We start from the raw sequence: 17,780 nt of genomic DNA, 5'->3' as shown, positions 1-17,780 counted from the left end.
GGCATGAGCGCCGCCCTCGGCACCCTCGACACGGCCTTTGGCGACGCCGCCATCCACGACCCGCTCGCCGTCTTCGCGGCCGAGCGGGGGCGGCTGCGGTCGCTGGCCTACCGCCTGCTCGGTTCGGTGGCCGAGTCGGAGGATGTGCTCCAGGACGCGTGGCTGCGCTGGAGCGCGGTCGACGCGGCGGCCGTCGGGACGCCGGCGGCCTTCCTGACCACGATGGTGACCCGGCTGGCGCTCGACCGGCTGCGCGCCGCCCGGACGGTGCGCGAGCGCTATTACGGGCTGTGGCTGCCGGAACCCGAGGTCTCCTCCTGGGACGACGAGGTCGAGGCGGCGGATCAGGTGCCGATGGCGATGATGCTCCTGCTGGAGCGTCTGGCCCCGGACCAGCGGGCGGTCTTCGTGCTGCGCGAGGCGATGGATCTCGATTACGCGGAAATCGCCGCCATCCTCGGCAAGTCCGCCGAGGCCTGCCGCCAGATCATGCGGCGGGCGCGTGGCCGTCTGGCCGAACCCTCCGCCGCCACCGCCCGGCCCGAGGCGGGGCGCCGGCTGGCCGACGCCTTCGCCGAGGCCAGCGTCCGGCGCGACTACGCGGCGATCGTGTCGCTGCTGTCGGACGACGCGCTGTGGCTGGGCGACGGCGGCGGCGTGGCGCTGACCGCGCTCAACCCGATCCGCGGCGCCGACCGCATCGCCCGCTTCATCATCGGCGTGCAGCGCAAGCATGGCCGGGCCTTCGCCTTCACGCCCGTCCGGGTCAATGGCGGGCCGGGCTTCCTGACCACCCATGGCGGGGTGTTCAGCGGGGTGTGGGCGCTGGACATCGCGGACGGGCGGATCACGCGCCTGTACAAGATCGCCAACCCGCACAAGCTGGCGCACGTGACGCCGCCGTCAGGCCTGTAGCGCGTCCAGGCAGCGGTCGAGCTGGTCGAGGTCGACCGGGCGGCACAGGACCGGAAAGGGGCCGTCGCCGGCCGGCGCGGCGCCGCCGGTGACGATGATGCGGGTCTGCGGGTAGAGCATCGCGGCCAGCGCCGCCGCGCGTTCGCCGTCGCCGCCCTGGTCGTCGTGCAGCAGGGCGACGCTCGGCGCCTCCTCCCCGATGATCGACAGGGCGTCGAGCCCGTTGTCGGCCTGGGACACGCGGAAACCGCGCCCGGCCAGATGGCGGCTCAACGCTTCGCGCTGGCCGGCGTCGCGGTCGGACACCACGGCGCGGCGCCCGCCATGGCCCGGCGGCCGGATATCGGCATCGATGCTGAACACCGCCCGTCTCCTTCGCTCATCACCGTTTGGTTATAGAACGGAGAGCCGGGCCTGTAAACCGGCGCTACCGTTGGGCGTGGCCGCGGCGGATCTTCACCACCTCGCCGCGCTCCATCAGCGCCAGCATCGGCAGGTCGCTCGGACGGTTGCCGTAGCCCCAGGTGGCGCCGACCGGACCATGGGCGTCGATCCAGGCGCGCACCCGCTCCGCCTTGTTCAGCCGCACGCAGTTGGCGGTGCCGAGCCGGCCGGTCAGCGCGCCGTCCACCACCTCCATGCCGGTGGCGAGCAGATCGTCCACCCCCAGCCCGCGCAGCAGCGCCGGCATGTAGAGGTCGAGCGCGCCGGTGGCGATCACCACGCGGTGGCCGCGCGCGCGGTGGGCCTTCAGGGTGTCGAGCAGCGGCGGATGCCAGCGGACGCGCGGCACCATCCGTTCGGCGGCGGCCAGCGCGTCGGCGACCGGCAGGCCGCGCAGGGTGCGCTTCAGGAAGATCGCCTTGACCGATCCGGGAAAATCCACCCCCGGCCCGCGCCCCCGCACATGGCGGTGCAGCCCGGAGCGGATGGCGTCGGCCAGCGCCAGCGCGGCGCGGCGGCGCCCGATCACCTCGCCGACGAACATCGGCAGGCTGTCACCGTGGATCAGGGTGCCGTCGAAGTCGAAGAAGGCGACTCCGGGACCGCCGCCGGCCTTGCCGGGCGGGTCGATGGCGGGTGAAAGGCCGTGGGGCGCGGCTTTGGCGTCGGTGGTCTGCATGGCCGCGTTTATCCGGCGGTCCCGGCCGCTCCGGCAAGGGTTTTCCGTGGGACCTGCGGCCAGGGAAAACCTCAGTGCAGCATGGGGCCCGCCTGGCCGTCCCGCCCGTCGTCGTCGGGAACCGGGTCGTCCGCCTGGAATTCCTCGAGCTGGGCGATCAGGTCGCCGGAGGCTTCCTCCAGCCCCGCCTTGACGGCGATCAGCAGGTTGATGATTTCGCCGTTGTCCTGCTCCAGCCCGCGCACCTTCTGTTCAAGGCGGTCCAGGCGGCGGACGAGCAGTTCGGACAAGCGGTCCAAGCGGGCGAGCACGGGGTCGGTGTTGCTGTCGTCCATGGTACGGCCGGTTCCGGTCGGTGGGGTGGGTCCAAGTCTTGATCTGGGAACCCGAACCGTCAAGAACCAGCGCCGCGCCCGGCGCACTCCGCAAGCGGTGGGGCGCCGTAACCGCCCGTGAAAGTTTTGGAGATTCCGGGGGATGCCCGGTTCGCGGGCACCCCTTGCGCGCAGACGATTAGGATTTGCACCCAAACCCGAAACGATCAGGATTCCTCGCCCTGGTCGTTGCGCCGGTTGTGCGGCACGCCGTACAGTTCAAGACGATGGCCGATCAAGTCATAGCCCAGTTCGCGGGCGATGCTTTCCTTCAGCTTTTCCATCTCTTCGTTGGTGAATTCGATCACTTCGCCGGAATCGACGTCGATCAGGTGATGATGGTGGTCGGTCCGGGTTTCCTCGTAGCGGGCGCGGCCGTCGCCGAAATCGAGCCGGTCGATCACGTGCGCCTCCTCGAAAAGCCGCATCGTCCGGTACACCGTGGCGATCGAGATGCGCGGATCGATGGCGGAGGCGCGGCGGTGCACCTCCTCCACGTCGGGATGATCGGTGGCGTCGGACAGCACGCGTGAAATCACACGCCGCTGGTCGGTCATCTTCAACCCCTTCTGCACACACAGATCCTCGAGGCGCGAAGGCATGGAAATCCCCTGTTGTCGTGTCTCTAACCGCTTCCGGCGAAAGGCCGCCCGCGAGCTTTGCGGGTGGCCGGACCAGGATTTGCGCCCGGCCCCCGAATATCCGACCATCATACTGTGTTTCGAGATCATTCTCAAATGCCCCCGCCGCCGATCCATGGCAAGACCGCGCGCCTCATTATTCCGACCGGCGCGACCGGCCGGCGGCAGGCCGTTCCGGGCGCCGCGGCGGGCCGGGCGGAGGCAGGGGCAAACGCCGTTCGGAAACCAATTGCTCATAAACGGCTGCTAGCGTTTGCTGCAAGCGCAGCCCGATTGCGGTCGGGACCGGCGCGACGATACCCGCTGCCCGACCCTGTCCGGTGCCCGCAAGGCCGGTCGGAACCGGCGGCGGTCCAGACAGCGGGGAGCGCGGTGACGCCATCCGACCCAATCGGCTACGCCTCGGCGGCGCGCGACGACGAGGCGGCCTACACGGCCGCCGGGCTTGCCGTGCCCGTGGCGCCGGTCGACAGCGACCGCGTCTGCGCCGAGGCGATCGACCGCTTTTCCCGTCACGCCGATCTGCCGGCGCTGGTCGTGGTCGACCGCGACGGCTGGGTGCTCGGGCTGATCGACCGCAACAGCCTGATGGCGGCCTTCGCCGAGGATCCCGAGGTGGCGCGGCGGCCGGTGGCCGAACTGATGGACGCCAAGCCGTTGACGGTCGAGGCCGGCCTGACCCTGAGCGAGATCGGCCGGCGGATGGCGCGGCTGAAGCCGGCGGCCCTGGTGACCGGCTTCGTGGTGGTGCGGGATGGACGCTATCTCGGCCTCGGCACCGCCACCGGGCTGATGGCGCGCTCGGCCGAGCAGGGCGAACTGCGCAGCCGCCAGCTCGAGGCGGCGCGGCGGCAGGCCGAGCAGGCCAACCGGGCCAAGACCGCCTTCCTCGCCAACATGAGCCACGAGATTCGCACGCCGCTGAACGCCATGATGGGCTTCGCGGAGATCCTGGAACAGGAGGTCCTCGGGCCCCACGCCATCCCGCTCTACCGCGAATACGCCCGCGACATCGCGGAGAGCGGCCGGCACCTGATGGATCTCATCAACGACCTGCTGGATCTGTCGAAGGCCGAGGCCGACCGGCTCGATCTGGTCGAGGCGACGGTGGACGTGCCGCGCGTGCTCGCCGGCACCGCGCGCCTGCTGTCCGAGCGCGCCGCGCGCAACGGCGTGCGCATCGTCACCGCGGTTCCGCCCGACCTGCCGGCCCTGTGGGCGGACGAGCGCAAGCTGCGCCAGATGCTGCTGAACCTGCTGTCCAACGCGGTGAAGTTCACCCCGGCCGACGGGGTGGTGACGGTGAGCGCGCGTCTGGCGGCGAACGGATCGCTGTGGATGTCGGTGCACGACACCGGCATCGGCATGTCCGGCGAGGAGCTGGCCAAGGCGCTGGAGCCCTGGGGGCAGATCGACAGCGCGCTGGGGCGCGGCCATGTCGGGACCGGGCTCGGGCTGCCGCTGACCAAATGCCTGATCGAGCTGCATGGCGGCCGGCTGGACGTGATCAGCACGCCCGACCGCGGCACGACGATGGCGCTGGTCTTCCCGCCCGACCGGATGGGGCGGGCGTGAAGAAAAAGCCCTTCTCCCCTTGTGGGAGAAGGGTTGGGATGAGGGGGATGCGGCGAAGCCGCAATCAATCGATGTCCCGCCCCTCCGCAATCGCGAGAATTGTTTCCAGAACGCCGGTCAAATTCGTAAGCACATCCGGATTCCAGAAACGCAGAACGCGGTACCCTTGCGCTTGAAGAAAAGCCGTTCGCAAGGCGTCGGCCGCGGGTGTGTGTTGGCTGCCATCGGCCTCCACAATCAAACGCCGATCATAGCAAAGAAAGTCAACGACATAGCGGCCAACGGTCTGCTGTCTTCGAAATTTCATGCCGCCGAGACGCCGGTCACGCAAGCCATGCCAAAGGAGCTTTTCCGCATCGGTCGCCGTTTGGCGCAAGCTGCGAGCGCGTTCCGTGGTCATGAGTTGCGGCCCCCTCACCCCAACCCCTCTCCCACAAGGGGAGAGGGGCTTCGGTTTCGCCTCCGCTTACGCCAGCCCCTTCTCCATGGCGCTCGCCAGGCGGCGGGCGAAGGCGGCGGGATCGGGCAGGGACTCGCCCTCGACGATGCGGGCCTGGTCGAGCAGCAGCCACGCCGCGTCCTCAAGGTTCACCGCGGCGCCCTCGGCCTTGGCCCGGTCGGCGAGACGCTTGATCAGCGGGTGCGACGGGTTGATCTCCAGGATGCGCTTGGCCCCGGCCGCGTCGGCGCCGAGCTGCTTGTGCTGCTTGAGCAGCCGCTCCAGGTGCATGTCCATGTCGTTGTCGTCGGACACCAGGCAGACGGCGCTGTCGGTCAGGCGTTCGGACTTGCGGACGTCCTTCACGGCGTCGCTCAGCGTCAGCTTCAGCAGGGCCAGCAGGTCGACCAGCTCGCCTTCCGGCGCCTTGTCCTCCGGCTTGTCCTCCTCGCCGCCCTTGATCTTGCCGAGGTCGGCGCCGCTGCGGGTCACCGACTTGAAGGGCTTGCCGTCATAGACGCCGACCGAAGGCATCCAGAACTCGTCCACCGGGTCGGTCAGCAGCAGCACCTCGACGCCCTTGGCCTTGAAGCCTTCGAGCTGCGGGCTGCGCAGCAGGCTGTCCACATCGTCGCCCGACAGGGTGAAGATGGTGTCCTGGCCCTCCTTCATGCGGCCGACATATTCCTCCAGCGACACCAGCCCGTCGCCGGCGGTGCTGCGGAAGCGCAGCAGCTTCAGCAGCTCGTCGCGGTGCTCGTAGTCCTCGTAGAGCCCTTCCTTGAGGACCGCGCCGAAATTCTCCCAGAAGGTCGCGTATTCGGCGGCCTTCTCCGTGTCCTTGGCCTTCTTGTTCAGCTCCGACAGGACGCGGCGGGTCAGGCCGGCGCGGATCTTGGCCAGCATCGGGTTGTGCTGGAGCATCTCGCGGCTGATGTTCAGCGGCAGATCCTCGCTGTCGACCACGCCGCGCAGGAAGCGCAGGTAGGGCGGGATCAGCCCCTCGGCCGCGTCGGTGATGAAGACGCGCTTGACGTACAGCTTCACCCGGTGGGCGCGCTTGGGGTCGAACAGGTCGAAGGGCTTGGTCGAGGGGACGAACAGCAGGTTGGTGTATTCCAGCGCCCCTTCCGCCCGCCAGTGCAGGGTCAGCCACGGCTCGTCGAAGGCGTGGCCGACATGGTGGTAGAATTCCTTGTACTGGTCGGCGGTGATCTCGTTCTTCGAGCGGGTCCACAGGGCCGACGCGCTGTTCAGCGACTTGGCGTCCTCACCCTCGCCGAAGACGATGGGGATGGCGATGTGGTCGGAGTATTTGCGGACGATGGCGCCCAGCCGGTGCTCCTCCAGATACTCGTCGTCGCCCTCGCGCAGGTGCAGGACGATCCTCGTGCCGCGCGGCAGGCCGTCGGTCTCGGCGATCGTGAACTCGCCCTTGCCGTCGGATTCCCAGCGCCAGCCCTGGCTCTCGCCGGCCTTGCGGGTCAGCACCTCGACGCGGTCGGCGGCCATGAAGGCGGAGTAGAAGCCGACGCCGAACTGGCCGATCAGATTGACGTCCTTCTTGCCCTCGGCGTTGGCCTCCTTCAGCGACTTCATGAAGGCGGCGGTGCCCGACCGCGCGATGGTGCCCAGATTCTCGATCAGATCCTCGCGGTTCATGCCGATGCCGTTGTCGGCGACGGTCAGGGTCCGCGCCTCCTTGTCGGCCAGCAGGCGGACTTGGAGGTTCGGGTCCTCGGCCGACAGCTCGGGCTGGGTCAGCGCCGCGTAGCGCAGCCGGTCGCAGGCGTCCGACGCGTTGGAAACCAGCTCGCGCAGGAACACTTCCTTCTCGCTGTAGAGCGAGTGCGCGACGATGTCGAGCAGGCGGCTGACCTCGGCCTGGAAACTGAGCCGTTCTTCGGTCATGGGGGCACCTTCGTCCGTGTCTTGTCGTGGTGAAGCGTTTGAACGGCGGAGATAGGCGAGAGCACCCCTCCGGTTCAAGAGGCATGGGCGCAGAAACACCGCGCGCACGACGGGACGGGGATGTTTTCCCGTCCCGTCGTGGTTGCGCGGCGCTGGTGGAGCAAAGTGTCCGGCTGGGCCGGGAGACGCACGGAAACAGCGCGCCAGCTCTCCCGACCAGGTCATGACCGGGCTTGGCCCGGTCATCCACGGGCGTACCGCCATGGGCGTCGGGAGTTTGCGCGTGGATGTCCGGCTCGAGGCCGGGCATGACGGATGGGAAAGGAGGGCGGTTGCCTGACCCGTCCCTTTACTTCTTGGGGGCCTTCTTGGGCGGCTCGGCCGGGGCCGGCTCGGCGCCGCCGGCCAGCAGCGGCGCCATGTCGGCGCCGTTCAGCAGGAGCTGGCCGGTCTCGGTCACGTCGATCTTGTAGCTGCGGACCTCGGCGCCGCCCGGATCCTGGCTGACCTGCCCCATCGCCTGGAGCATGCCGATCATGCCGAGGACGTCCTGGGTCTCCTTGTCGGGCTTGGCGCCGGGGGCCGGCTGCAAGGCCTTGACGGCGGCGTCCAGCCCCTTCAGCAGCACGACCGTCCCGCCGGTGACGCCGAAGGGCGACTGGGGGGCGACGCGCAGCGCGCCGGTGGCGCTGCCGGCGGTGGCCGGCGTGTCGACCGCCAGCTTGTCGAGCCGCAGCTCGCTGCCCGCCTCGATCAGGGCGGCCATCGCCTTCTGCATGGCGACGTCGGCGGCGGCGGGCGCCGGGGCGGCCGGCGGCTGCTTGGCCTTGGCGCCCTTCTTGGGCGGCTCGGCGGCGGCCTTCTGCTCGGCCTCGGCGGCGACGATCAGGTCGCTGAAGGTCTGCCACAGCGCGGTGGTGGGCAGCTTGGCGAGCGAGAGCTGGACATCGACCGCCTTGGGCGTGAAGGCCGACGGGGCCGGCGAGGGCGTCATGGCGAAGTCGCGCGCCTCCAGCCCGAAGCTGGCGGTGGCGAAGCCCTGGTCGAGATCCGTGATGCCGCCCTGGAAGGCGAGCTGGCCGAGCGTGACGGTGGAGCCGTCCGAGCTGTCGGTCGCCGACAGGCCGGTCAGCCGCAGCTTGCCGGTGGCGCTGCCGATCAGGCCGCGCAGCATGGGCAGCACCTCGGCCGAGGTCGGGGTCTTGCCGCTGGCGGCGAGCTGCTGCGACAGCTTCTGGAGGGCGCCGATCTTGGCGAGGTCGGCGCGGACGTAGCTGTTCTCGACGGCGAGCCCGCCGAGCTTGAAGACCTCGCGCTTCTTCTCGTCCAGCCCGACCACGCCGCCGACGGCGATGGCGGCCGGGCCGCTCCAGGTGGTGGCGCCGTCGGGCTTCAGGTCCTGGGCCATGGTCAGAGAGCCGATGGCGATGCTGCCCTTGCCGTCCGGGCTGATGACGGTGACGTCGTTGTAGGCGGCATCGACCGTCAGCAGGGTCTCCAGCGGGGCCGACCAGGTGCCGGTGAAGTTCTGGCGCCCCAGCGTGACGGTGGCGGCCTCGGCGTAGTCGTCCTCCTCCTCGTCGTATTGCTGGACGGCGATCCTGCCGGGCAGGGTGACGGCGATGCCGAACTGGCCGGCGTCGCGCGGCGTGACGGTCAGCAGGACGGTGCCGACCTCGATCCGCGTGCCCTCGGGGCCCTCCGCCGACAGGCGGGGCAGGGCGACGTCGTAATGGTCGCCGGCCGGCTTGACGGTGGGCTCGCCCTCCCATTCGAAGCCGATGCCCTCGCTGTCCTCGGTGGCGGCGGGGAACCAGCGGTTGAGGCCGCTCTTCAGCGTGGCGGCGAGGGCGCGGGCGCCGGCGTCATCGACCACGGGCACTTCGGCCCGGACCGGAGTCCAGGCGGCGGCGACCAGGACGAACAGGCCGCCGGCGAGCGCGCCGGGTGTGAGGGGACGGACGGACGGACGACGCATCTGGGGACTCTCCCAAGGGGTTGGTTGGCCTCAGTTAAGCCTGATACGCGACGCCGGTCCATCGTCTGAATGGGAGACGGACGAACCGCCGACCCGCCGGGCCCCGCCGGTCAGAAATCGAGGTCGGCGTAGTGTTTGGGCGGCGGGCTGCCGGTGACGTTGTCGGCCAGCAGGGCGCGGAAGCTGGGCCGCGATTTGATGCGGGCGTACCAGTCCTTGGCCTCGCCGTGCCGGTCCCACGGCACGTTGTCGATGTAGTCGAGGCAGGAGAGTTCCGCCGCCGCCGCGATGTCGGCCAGCGTGAAGCTCGGCCCGGCCAGCCAGGGGCGCCGCTCCGACAGGAAGGCGATGTAGTCGAGGTGGTAATGGATGTTCGCCAGCCCGGCGCGGATCGCCGGGGCGAAGGGGTGGCCCTCGCCGGACAGCCGCTTGATCAGCTTCTCGCCGACGAGGTTCTCGGTCACCTCGCGCTCGAACTTGCGGGTGAACCAGTCGACCAGCCGCCGCACCTCGGCCCGGTGGGCGATCTCGCGCGGCAGCAGGACCACGTCGGGGTAGGCTTCCTCCAGATACTCGACCACCGCCAGCCCGCCGGCGACGATGGTGCCGTCCTCCTCGACCAGGACCGGGACCTCGCCGGAGGGGTTCAGCTTGAGGAAGTCGGTGCGCCGCTCCCACGGCTTCTCGATCACCGGATCGAAGGGCAGGCCCTTCTCGGCCAGCATCACGCGGGCGATTCGCGACAGCGTGTGGAGCGGGTGGTGGTACAGGGTCCTCATGGCGGCGGGACTGTAGCGCAACGCAGCAAAGGAAAACAGCCCGGGCGGCGGGGTGGACGCTCGTCCGTTCGGGGGATGACCGCCCCCATCAGCCGGAACGTCGCGCCCGGTCCCCGAATCGCGGTTTCGATCGCGGTTTCAGGCCCGGCCGGCCACGACGCTCACCCCTCCACCCGGACGCTGGCCCCGACATGGGTGAAGGCGAACCGCGGCTCGATGGACACGGGCGGGAAGGGGCGGCCGTGGCGGGGATGGGCGCTGTCGTGAACGAGGCAGCGCGTGCGGATGCGCGGCCAGACCACGTCGCGCAGGAAGCGCTGGTCGCTCAGCCGGTCGGTCCCCCGCGCGGTGTGGGCGTCGAACAGGGGGGGCAGCGGCGGCAGCAGGCCGGCCAGACCGCCCCACAGCCCCGCCAGCATGACCTCGCTGTGCAGCACATGGTCGCGCAGCACATGGAAGGGGTGCGGCGAGGCCAGCCATTCGTCCACGGCGGCCCGCTCGCGGCGGTTCAGCCGGGAATCGGCGTCCCGGCACAGGAAACGGGCCACATCGGGGTCGTCGGACACCAGAAAGCGCCACAGGGTTCCCTGCGCCGCCGCCGTCCCCACGGGCATCGCCACCCGCTCTGCCCCGGCGGCGTCCAGCGCGGCGAGCACGGGGGCCGGCACCGAGTCGTCGTGGTAGATCCGGCAGATCCAGCCGGGATAAAGCTCCCGCGCCAGCCGGACATTCTCGATGGCGCCCTGCGTGTAGTCCGGCCGGTCGCCCCACAGGCTGAAGGCGATCACGTCGCGCCGGCGCCGGCCGGGATGGCTGGGCATCTCCGGCAGGGGTGGTGCCGCGGGCGCCAGTGCGTTCTTGCGGTCGAGCAGCAGGTCGGTCTGGGCCGCCGCCTCGGGCAGCCGATGGGCGGTGTGGAGAACGACCGCGCGGTAGTCGAGCGCTTGCAGGTCGTCCGGGCGGACGGTGCCGGCGCGCGCGAAGGCCCGCTCGGCCGTGTCGAAATCCCCGGCGGAAAAGGCGGCCACGCCCAGATTGTAGAAGGCCGCGTGGGCGTCCGGCCGCAGGCAGAGGGTCGCGCGGTAGGCGCGGGCCGCCGGGGCCGGACGGCCCGCGTCGAGCCGGGCGTTGGCAAGGGCGTAGAAGGTGTCGGCGTCGCAGGCCCCGGCGGCGACGGCGTCGCCCAGCAGGATGGCGTCGCCGTGCTGACGCCCCAGGGCCGCCAGCCGGGCCGCCAGATCCCGCCGTCCCAGCCGGACGGCGCGGCTGAGAGCCTGCCGTGGATCTTGCGGCGGGTCGATGCCGTGCTCCGCGAGGGAGGCCGCCTGCTCCCAGGCGTCCGCCGCCGCCGGGTCCAGGGCCAGGGCGCGGCGCAGGCCATGGCCGGCCTCCCGGGGGCGGCCCAGGACCAGGGCCAGCTTTGCGCGGTTGACGTGGAACGCCGCGCGGTCGCCGCGCAGGGCCAGCGCCCGGTCCACCAGTTCCAGCGCCTGCGCGGGGTGTCCCTGCTGGGCGCGCAGCAGGCCCAGCAGATGCAGGGCGTCGGGCTGGTCCGGGTCGGCGTCGAGGATGCGGCCGTAGAGAATCCCCGCCTCCTCCATCCGTCCCTGGCGGTGGTGGTCGAGTGCCAGATTCAGCGCTTCGGCGATGGTCGCTATGGCGCTTCTCCTGCGCGCGGGTGATGTGCCGGGTGCCGGTTCCTTCTAGCACGGGCGCGACCGTGGGCACCCTGGGAAACGCCCGAACCGGTCGTGTCTAGCCCGCCCGCGACATCCGGTAGAGCACCAGCGGTTCGGGATGGTCCGAGGGGGGAGGGGGAACCGGCGTCCAGCCCTTGTGCTCGTAGAAGGCGCGGGCCGCCGCGTTGCGCGCCGCGCAGGCGAGCTGGGCGGAGCCTTGCAGCAGGGCGAGCGCCTCGCGCAGCAGGGCGGAGCCGATGCCGCGCTTGTGCCAGGCGGCGTCGATGAACAGGTTGTGGATGAAGCGTTCCGATTCGTCGATCGACACGAAGCCGACGACCAGCCCGTCCACCTCGGCGACCATCACCTCGTCCTCCTGGACGCAATCGTAATAGTCGTCGAGGCCGAAGCGGTCGGCCGGGTGCCAGGAGAACGCCGTGCGGCGGCCGTGGAGGAAGATCTCGGCGCAGCGCGGCGCGTCGGTCGCGCGGGCCATGCGGATCACGATGCGAAAGCCGTCGCCTGCCGGCATGCGCCCTCCTTTCGTCGGTTGCGGGGCGGTGGTCGGGTCCGCCTGCATCAACCATCCACACACCAGAATATTCCGGAATGCGGAAATAGGCGAACGGTCCATTGGTCGCGACGGGAGCCGGGAGTACGTCCAAAGAGAAAGGGCGGCCCGGATGGGACCGCCCCTGTGGAAGTCTTCGTGAGAGGTTGTCCGAAACCCTCTCCCGCAGGAGGAGAGGGGCTTTCAGACGGGCCGTCACTCCGCCGGGATCGCCTTGGGCAGCGTCACCGGAACGGCCAGACGGTTCAGCATCTCCTTCGGCACGATCTGCCAGAACTTGGTCAGCTCGCGCTCCCAGTCGTTCAGGATCTCGGCGGCGAAGCGGCTCTGGGTCTCCGCGACGTGCTCCTCGATCAGGGCGCGCAGCTGGGCCTCGTAATGCGTGACCTCGATGCGCTGGAAGATGACGCTCTCGTCGTTGATGTAGAGCGGCAGCTGGTCGTCGGCGTCGTAGATGTAGGCCATGCCCCCGGTCATGCCGGCGCCGAAATTGTCGCCGACCCTGCCCAGGATCACCGCCGTGCCGCCGGTCATGTACTCGCAGCCGTTGGAGCCGCAGCCCTCGACCACCACGGTGGCGCCGGAGTTGCGCACCGCGAACCGCTCGCCCGCCTGACCCGCCGCGAACAGCTTGCCGGCGGTGGCGCCGTACAGCACCGTGTTGCCGATGATGGTGTTCTCGTTCGACAGCAGCGGGCTGCTGGTCGGCGGGCGCACCACGATCATGCCGCCCGACAGGCCCTTGCCGACATAGTCGTTGGCGTCGCCCATCACCTCCAGCTTGATGCCCTGCACCGCGAAGGCGCCCAGCGACTGGCCGGCGGTGCCGCGCAGGCGCACGGTGATGTGGCCGGGCTGGAGCCCGAACATCCCGAATTTCCGCGTGATCATCGAGGACAGCCGCGTGCCGATGGCGCGCTGCGTGTTCCGCGCGTTGTAGGCGAGCTGCATCTTCTCGCCCTCCTCGAACAGCGGGCGGGCGTCGGCGACGATGCGGGCATCGAGCGTGTCCGGCACCTCGTTGCGGCCCTGGAGCGTGCAGTAGCGGGCGTTCTCGCCGGGATCGACCTGGGCCAGCAGCGGGTTGAGGTCGAGGTCGTCGAGATGCTCGGCGCCGCGGCTGACCTGATGGAGCAGGTCGGTGCGGCCGATCACCTCGTTGAGCGTGCGGAAGCCCAGCTTGGCCAGGATTTCGCGGACCTCCTCGGCGAGGAAGGTGAACAGGTTGACGACCTTCTCCGGCGAGCCGACGAACTTCTCGCGCAGCGCCTCGTCCTGCACGCAGACACCGACCGGGCAGGTGTTGGAGTGGCACTGGCGGACCATGATGCAGCCCATGGCGATCAGGCTGGCGGTGCCGATGCCGTACTCTTCCGCACCCAGCATGGCGGCGATGACGATGTCGCGGCCGGTCTTCAGGCCGCCGTCGGTGCGCAGCCGCACGCGGTGGCGCAGGCGGTTCAGCGTCAGGACCTGATGGACCTCCGACAGGCCCATCTCCCAGGGCAGGCCGGCGAACTTGATCGAGGTCTGCGGGCTGGCGCCCGTGCCGCCCGAATGGCCCGAGATCAGGATGATGTCGGCGTTGGCCTTGGCGACGCCGGCGGCGATCGTTCCGATGCCGGAACGGCTCACCAGCTTCACCGTTACCTTCGCGTCCGGATTGATCTGCTTCAGGTCGTAGATGAGCTGGGCTAGATCCTCGATGGAGTAGATGTCGTGGTGCGGCGGCGGGCTGATCAGCATCACGCCGGGGGTGGCGTGGCGCAGCTTGGCGATCATCTCCGTCACCTTGAAGCCGGGCAGCTGCCCGCCCTCGCCGGGCTTGGCGCCCTGGGCGACCTTGATCTCAAGCTCGCGGCACTGGTTCAGGTACTCGGCGGTGACGCCGAAGCGGCCCGACGCCACCTGCTTGATCGCGGAGTTCCAGTTGTCGCCGTTCTTGTCGGGACGGAAGCGCGCCGGATCCTCGCCGCCCTCGCCCGAGTCGGACTTGGCGCCGATGCGGTTCATCGCGACGTTCAGCGTGCCGTGCGCCTCGGGCGACAGCGCGCCCATCGACATGCCGGGCGTGATGAAGCGCTTGCGGATGGCGGTGATGCTCTCGACCTCGTCCACCGGGACGGCGGGCTTGGTCGAGCGGAACTCCAGCAGGTCGCGCAGCTGCATGGGCGGCCGCTTGTTCACCTGCTCGGAATACTTCTTGAAGGTGGTGTAGCTGTCGTTGGTGACGGCCTGCTGGAGGGTGTGGATGATGCCGCCCTCCCAGCCGTGGCGGTCGCCCGACTTGCGGAAGCGGTAGAAGCCGCCGACCGGCAGCGCCACGACGGCGTTGTCGTAGGCCACGGCGTGCTGCTCCAGCACCTTCTTCTGGATGCCGTTCAGGCCGATGCCGGAGATGCGGCTGACCATCGCCGGGAAATGCTCGGCGACCAGCGCGCGGGACAGGCCGATGGCTTCGAAGTTGCAGCCGCCGCGGTAGCTGCTGATGACCGAGATGCCCATCTTGGACATGATCTTCAGCAGGCCGTCGTCGATCGACTTCTTGACGTTGGCCATCGCCTTTTCCAGCGGCAGCGAGCCGAGCAGGCCGCGACGGTGACGCTCGGCCACCGCCTCCTGCGCCAGATAGGCGTTGACGGTGGTGGCGCCGACGCCGATCAGCACGGCGTAGTAATGGGTGTCCAGGCACTCGGCCGTGCGCACGTTCAGCGAGGTGAAGGTGCGCAGGTTGCTGCGGATCAGGTGGGTGTGGACGGCGCCGGTCGCCAGGATCGCCGGGATGGCGGCGCGGGCCGAGCCCATCGCCTCATCGGTCAGCACGACGTGGCTGGCGCCGCCGCGCACCGCGTCCTCGGTCTCGACGCGGATGCGGCGCAGCGCGTCGCGGAGCGCGTCGGGGCCGCCGTCCACCGGGAAGGTGGCGTCGATCTCGGCCAGCGTGTCGCCCATGTAGCCGCGCATGGCGCGGAACTCGGCGGTGGTCAGCACCGGGCTGTCGAGCTGGAGCAGCCGGGTCTGGCTCTCGTCCTCGTCCAGGATGTTGCCGAGGTTGCCGAGCCGCGTCTTCAGGCTCATCACGCGGCGTTCACGCAGCGAGTCGATCGGCGGGTTGGTGACCTGGGAGAAGTTCTGGCGGAAGAAATTGTGCAGGCCGCGGTACTTCTCCGACAGCACGGCGATGGGGCTGTCGTCGCCCATCGAGCCGATGGCCTCCTTGCCGTCTTCGGCCATGGGATGGAGGATCAGCTCCATGTCCTCCATGGTCAGGCCGAAGGCCATCTGGCGGCGGCGCAGCTCGTCGCGGTCCATCTCCGACGGCTCGCCCTTCTGAGCGGCGTCCTTGACCAGCTCGTCGAGGTGGGTGGTGTTCTTCACCCATTGTCCCCACGGCTTCAGGGAGGACAGATGGTCCTTCAGCGCGCGGTCGTGGTAGAGCTTGCCCTCCAGCAGGTCGACGGCGATCATCTCGCCCGGCCCGAGGCGGCCCTTCTCGACCACCTGGGTCTCGTCGATCTTGACCATGCCGGTCTCGGACCCGCCGATGATCAGGCCGTCCGTCGTGATGGTGTAGCGCATCGGGCGCAGGCCGTTGCGGTCCATGCCGCCGACGACCCAGCGGCCGTCGGTCATGGCGAGCGCGGCCGGGCCGTCCCACGGCTCCATCACCGAGTTGCAGTAGGCGATCAGCGCCTTGTGGTTGTCGGGCGTGGTCTTGGAGCTGGTCAGCGCCTGGGGCACCAGCATCATCTTGACCATCGGCGCCGTGCGGCCGGCGCGCACCATCACCTCGAACACCGAGTCGAAGGCGCCCGAATCGGACAGGCCGACGCCGATGATGGGCTTGAGATCCTGCATGTGCGCCCCGAAGGCCGGGTGCTCCATGCGGGTCTCGTGCGCCTTCATCCAGTTGACGTTGCCCTTCAGCGTGTTGATCTCGCCGTTGTGGGCGAGCATGCGGAAGGGCTGGGCCAGCGGCCAGGTCGGGAAGGTGTTGGTCGAGTAGCGCTGGTGGTAGATGGCGAAGCTCGACTCGAACCGCTCGTCGGTCAGGTCGGGGTAGAAGGTGGTCAGCTGCTCGGCCAGGAACATGCCCTTGTAGATCAGCGAGCGCGCCGACAGGGAGCAGATGTAGAAGTCGTTGATCTGCTCGCCGCGCACCGCCTTCTCGATGCGGTTGCGGATGATGTAGAGGTCCAGCTCGAACTGCTCGTCGGACACGCCCTTGGTGTTGCCGACGATGATCTGCTCGATCTCGGGCCGGGTCGCGTTGGCCTTCTCGCCGATGATGTCGACGTTGATCGGCACCTGGCGCCAGCCGTAGATGTAGTAGCCGAAGCCCAGGATCTCGGTCTCGACGATGCAGCGGCAGGCTTCCTGCGCGTCCAGGCTGACGCGCGGCAGGAACACCTGGCCGACGGCGAGGTTGTTGTCGGGCGCGCGGTGGCCGATGACCCTGACATGGTCCTTGAAGAACTTCTGCGGGACCTGGACGTGGATGCCGGCGCCGTCGCCGGTCTTGCCGTCCGCGTCCACCGCACCCCGGTGCCAGACCGCCTTCAGCGCCTCGATGCCTTTCTCGACCACCGAACGGCGGGGCTTGCCGTCGATCGCGGCGATGAAGCCGACGCCGCAGGCGTCGTGCTCATCCTCCGGATTGTAGGCGTTGGCAGTGGTCAGCGCCGCGGCGTTGGCGCGGAAATCGGCGACGAACTGCTCACCCTGGTTCAACTCGGTGGTCATGGAACGACCCTTTCACAGTCTGAACGTGGACCTGGGGGTTTGGACCCCTGGGGAGATGAAAGACAAAACAGCTGGCGGTGTCAGTAAAATGCCATCAAACAAATAAATTTACTCTAATGTGTTTTCCGTGAAAATTACATCATCCTCTTCTACTGTGTAGATGTATTGCGATCCATCACCATGTGTAAAAGTAATTTTCTCACCGATTATGGCGTTGAATCTTTTCAGATCAAAGTGCCATCTGTCGTTTTTAGGTTCAGCTGACCATATTACTTCGCCGCTGTCTTGATCAAGAAGAACGGGATGTGCGGGTTCATTGGAGTGAAAATTAGAATCTTCATGCTTGTGGAATCCTGGATAATATTGACCAGGAAAAAGCAGAATTTTGCAATCTTTGTCTGTTCTGACGTCAAACCAGAAAGGGCCGGAATCCGGGCAGAATAACTTGATCCTACGTATTATTGTCGGAAACATGATGTATTTTCCTTGATCTGTTAATTTTTTATTCAGCTGCTGAAATCACCCCATAATCACGCTGCAAGTCTTCCGGATGCGTGCGGTACCACAGGCTGTCGGCGCTGAAATCCACCTCGCCTGGCCAACCCAGGCTGTAACCTTCCGGGTCCACCCGCATCCGCGTCGCGAAGAATTCCGGGTCGGCCATTGGCGTGAAGACCCCGCCCTTGGCGATGGTGGGCTTGAAGTCCACGGTCGACGAGGCGCCGTGCTGCCAGTCGATGTCCACCGTGTGATCCCGGTTGGCTGTGGCTCGTGCAATGGAATACATCGCGTCACCCATCGATCTTCTGTGGTGTCTCGCCAGACTGCACCGCCCGCCAGCAATGATACAAGTCCGGCAAGTGGTTCCTGGCCCACGCGCGGATCGCCCGGATTTCCGCCGGCTTCAGGGTTCCCTTCACCTCGACGATGGACAGATCCTCCAGAAGGATCTTGGCCACCACGCCCTTGCCCCGGATGTGGAAATGGGGCGGGTCATGGTCTTCGAAGAAGATGAGAACGGCGAAGCCGACGATCCAGGCGACGGTGGGCAC

The 17,780-nt window shown here is 68.6% G+C and carries 16 protein-coding genes; 2 read left to right on the top strand and 14 right to left on the bottom strand.

Annotated elements, in window-relative coordinates; translation table 11 throughout:
* The first annotated feature begins 3 nt into the window (after positions 1-3).
* Positions 4-915: an RNA polymerase sigma factor SigJ gene (gene sigJ / locus JN22_RS18765; protein WP_085555398.1), complete on the top strand. Its 912-nt coding sequence runs from the start codon at positions 4-6 to the stop codon at positions 913-915.
* Here sigJ and JN22_RS18760 read toward each other — a convergent pair.
* The 4 genes from JN22_RS18760 to JN22_RS18745 form a co-directional block, all read right to left on the bottom strand.
* Positions 904-1,278, bottom strand: a complete 375-nt coding sequence (locus JN22_RS18760; RefSeq protein ID WP_085555397.1) for a response regulator — start codon at positions 1,276-1,278, stop codon at positions 904-906. The two genes, sigJ and JN22_RS18760, sit on opposite strands and share 12 nt — an antisense overlap.
* Before the next feature lie 64 nt (positions 1,279-1,342).
* On the bottom strand, positions 1,343-2,038 hold the full coding sequence (locus JN22_RS18755) for an HAD family hydrolase (protein WP_085555396.1): 696 nt from the start codon (positions 2,036-2,038) through the stop codon (positions 1,343-1,345).
* Between the two features lie 71 nt (positions 2,039-2,109).
* Complete coding sequence (locus JN22_RS18750) at positions 2,110-2,373, bottom strand: hypothetical protein (RefSeq protein WP_223677785.1); 264 nt, start codon at positions 2,371-2,373, stop codon at positions 2,110-2,112.
* Between the two features lie 206 nt (positions 2,374-2,579).
* Positions 2,580-3,014, bottom strand: coding sequence for a Fur family transcriptional regulator (locus tag JN22_RS18745; protein ID WP_085555395.1), 435 nt, complete (start codon positions 3,012-3,014; stop codon positions 2,580-2,582).
* Positions 3,015-3,425: 411 nt separating this feature from the next.
* Here JN22_RS18745 and JN22_RS18740 point away from each other — a divergent pair, with 411 nt between their 5' ends.
* On the top strand, positions 3,426-4,628 hold the full coding sequence (locus JN22_RS18740) for a sensor histidine kinase (RefSeq protein WP_223677784.1): 1,203 nt from the start codon (positions 3,426-3,428) through the stop codon (positions 4,626-4,628).
* Positions 4,629-4,692: 64 nt separating this feature from the next.
* Here the strand turns inward: JN22_RS18740 and JN22_RS18735 are convergent, their stop codons facing one another.
* The 10 genes from JN22_RS18735 to JN22_RS18690 form a co-directional block, all read right to left on the bottom strand.
* Complete coding sequence (locus JN22_RS18735) at positions 4,693-5,028, bottom strand: endonuclease domain-containing protein (RefSeq protein ID WP_179166187.1); 336 nt, start codon at positions 5,026-5,028, stop codon at positions 4,693-4,695.
* A 66-nt stretch (positions 5,029-5,094) separates the two neighbouring features.
* Positions 5,095-6,978, bottom strand: a complete 1,884-nt coding sequence (gene htpG / locus JN22_RS18730) for a molecular chaperone HtpG (RefSeq protein ID WP_085555392.1) — start codon at positions 6,976-6,978, stop codon at positions 5,095-5,097.
* A 349-nt stretch (positions 6,979-7,327) separates the two neighbouring features.
* Positions 7,328-8,956 (bottom strand): hypothetical protein, encoded by a 1,629-nt coding sequence (locus JN22_RS18725; protein ID WP_085555391.1) that lies wholly within the window; start codon positions 8,954-8,956, stop codon positions 7,328-7,330.
* 110 nt (positions 8,957-9,066) lie between these two features.
* Positions 9,067-9,735 (bottom strand): glutathione S-transferase family protein, encoded by a 669-nt coding sequence (locus JN22_RS18720; protein WP_085555390.1) that lies wholly within the window; start codon positions 9,733-9,735, stop codon positions 9,067-9,069.
* A gap of 161 nt (positions 9,736-9,896) precedes the next feature.
* Positions 9,897-11,372, bottom strand: a complete 1,476-nt coding sequence (locus tag JN22_RS18715) for a tetratricopeptide repeat protein (RefSeq protein ID WP_223677940.1) — start codon at positions 11,370-11,372, stop codon at positions 9,897-9,899.
* A 118-nt stretch (positions 11,373-11,490) separates the two neighbouring features.
* Complete coding sequence (locus JN22_RS18710; protein ID WP_085555388.1) at positions 11,491-11,946, bottom strand: GNAT family N-acetyltransferase; 456 nt, start codon at positions 11,944-11,946, stop codon at positions 11,491-11,493.
* A 234-nt stretch (positions 11,947-12,180) separates the two neighbouring features.
* Positions 12,181-16,728, bottom strand: a complete 4,548-nt coding sequence (gene gltB / locus JN22_RS18705) for a glutamate synthase large subunit (RefSeq protein WP_085555387.1) — start codon at positions 16,726-16,728, stop codon at positions 12,181-12,183.
* A 108-nt stretch (positions 16,729-16,836) separates the two neighbouring features.
* Positions 16,837-17,202 carry a hypothetical protein gene (locus JN22_RS18700; protein WP_143268357.1) on the bottom strand — a complete coding sequence of 122 codons (366 nt, stop codon included), beginning with the start codon at positions 17,200-17,202 and terminating at the stop codon, positions 16,837-16,839.
* Between the two features lie 28 nt (positions 17,203-17,230).
* On the bottom strand, positions 17,231-17,527 hold the full coding sequence (locus tag JN22_RS18695) for a DUF2442 domain-containing protein (protein WP_085555386.1): 297 nt from the start codon (positions 17,525-17,527) through the stop codon (positions 17,231-17,233).
* On the bottom strand, positions 17,520-17,780 hold the full coding sequence (locus tag JN22_RS18690; RefSeq protein ID WP_085555385.1) for a DUF4160 domain-containing protein: 261 nt from the start codon (positions 17,778-17,780) through the stop codon (positions 17,520-17,522). Before JN22_RS18690 ends, JN22_RS18695 begins: the two co-directional genes overlap by 8 nt.

The organism is Azospirillum agricola, from assembly GCF_020005195.1.
In the GTDB taxonomy this organism is placed as follows: Bacteria; Pseudomonadota; Alphaproteobacteria; order Azospirillales; family Azospirillaceae; genus Azospirillum; species Azospirillum agricola.
This window is presented reverse-complemented; position numbering and strand designations above follow the sequence as displayed.

Coding starts and splice junctions, on each gene's coding strand:
- JN22_RS18745 (WP_085555395.1), bottom strand. CDS start 3,014: ATGCCTTCGCGCCTCGAGGATCTGTGTGTGCAGAAGGGGTTGAAGATG.
- JN22_RS18725 (WP_085555391.1), bottom strand. CDS start 8,956: ATGCGTCGTCCGTCCGTCCGTCCCCTCACACCCGGCGCGCTCGCCGGC.
- JN22_RS18700 (WP_143268357.1), bottom strand. CDS start 17,202: ATGTTTCCGACAATAATACGTAGGATCAAGTTATTCTGCCCGGATTCC.
- JN22_RS18720 (WP_085555390.1), bottom strand. CDS start 9,735: ATGAGGACCCTGTACCACCACCCGCTCCACACGCTGTCGCGAATCGCC.
- JN22_RS18750 (WP_223677785.1), bottom strand. CDS start 2,373: ATGGACGACAGCAACACCGACCCCGTGCTCGCCCGCTTGGACCGCTTG.
- JN22_RS18735 (WP_179166187.1), bottom strand. CDS start 5,028: ATGACCACGGAACGCGCTCGCAGCTTGCGCCAAACGGCGACCGATGCG.
- JN22_RS18755 (WP_085555396.1), bottom strand. CDS start 2,038: ATGCAGACCACCGACGCCAAAGCCGCGCCCCACGGCCTTTCACCCGCC.
- gltB (WP_085555387.1), bottom strand. CDS start 16,728: ATGACCACCGAGTTGAACCAGGGTGAGCAGTTCGTCGCCGATTTCCGC.
- sigJ (WP_085555398.1), top strand. CDS start 4: ATGAGCGCCGCCCTCGGCACCCTCGACACGGCCTTTGGCGACGCCGCC.
- JN22_RS18710 (WP_085555388.1), bottom strand. CDS start 11,946: ATGCCGGCAGGCGACGGCTTTCGCATCGTGATCCGCATGGCCCGCGCG.
- JN22_RS18695 (WP_085555386.1), bottom strand. CDS start 17,527: ATGGGTGACGCGATGTATTCCATTGCACGAGCCACAGCCAACCGGGAT.
- htpG (WP_085555392.1), bottom strand. CDS start 6,978: ATGACCGAAGAACGGCTCAGTTTCCAGGCCGAGGTCAGCCGCCTGCTC.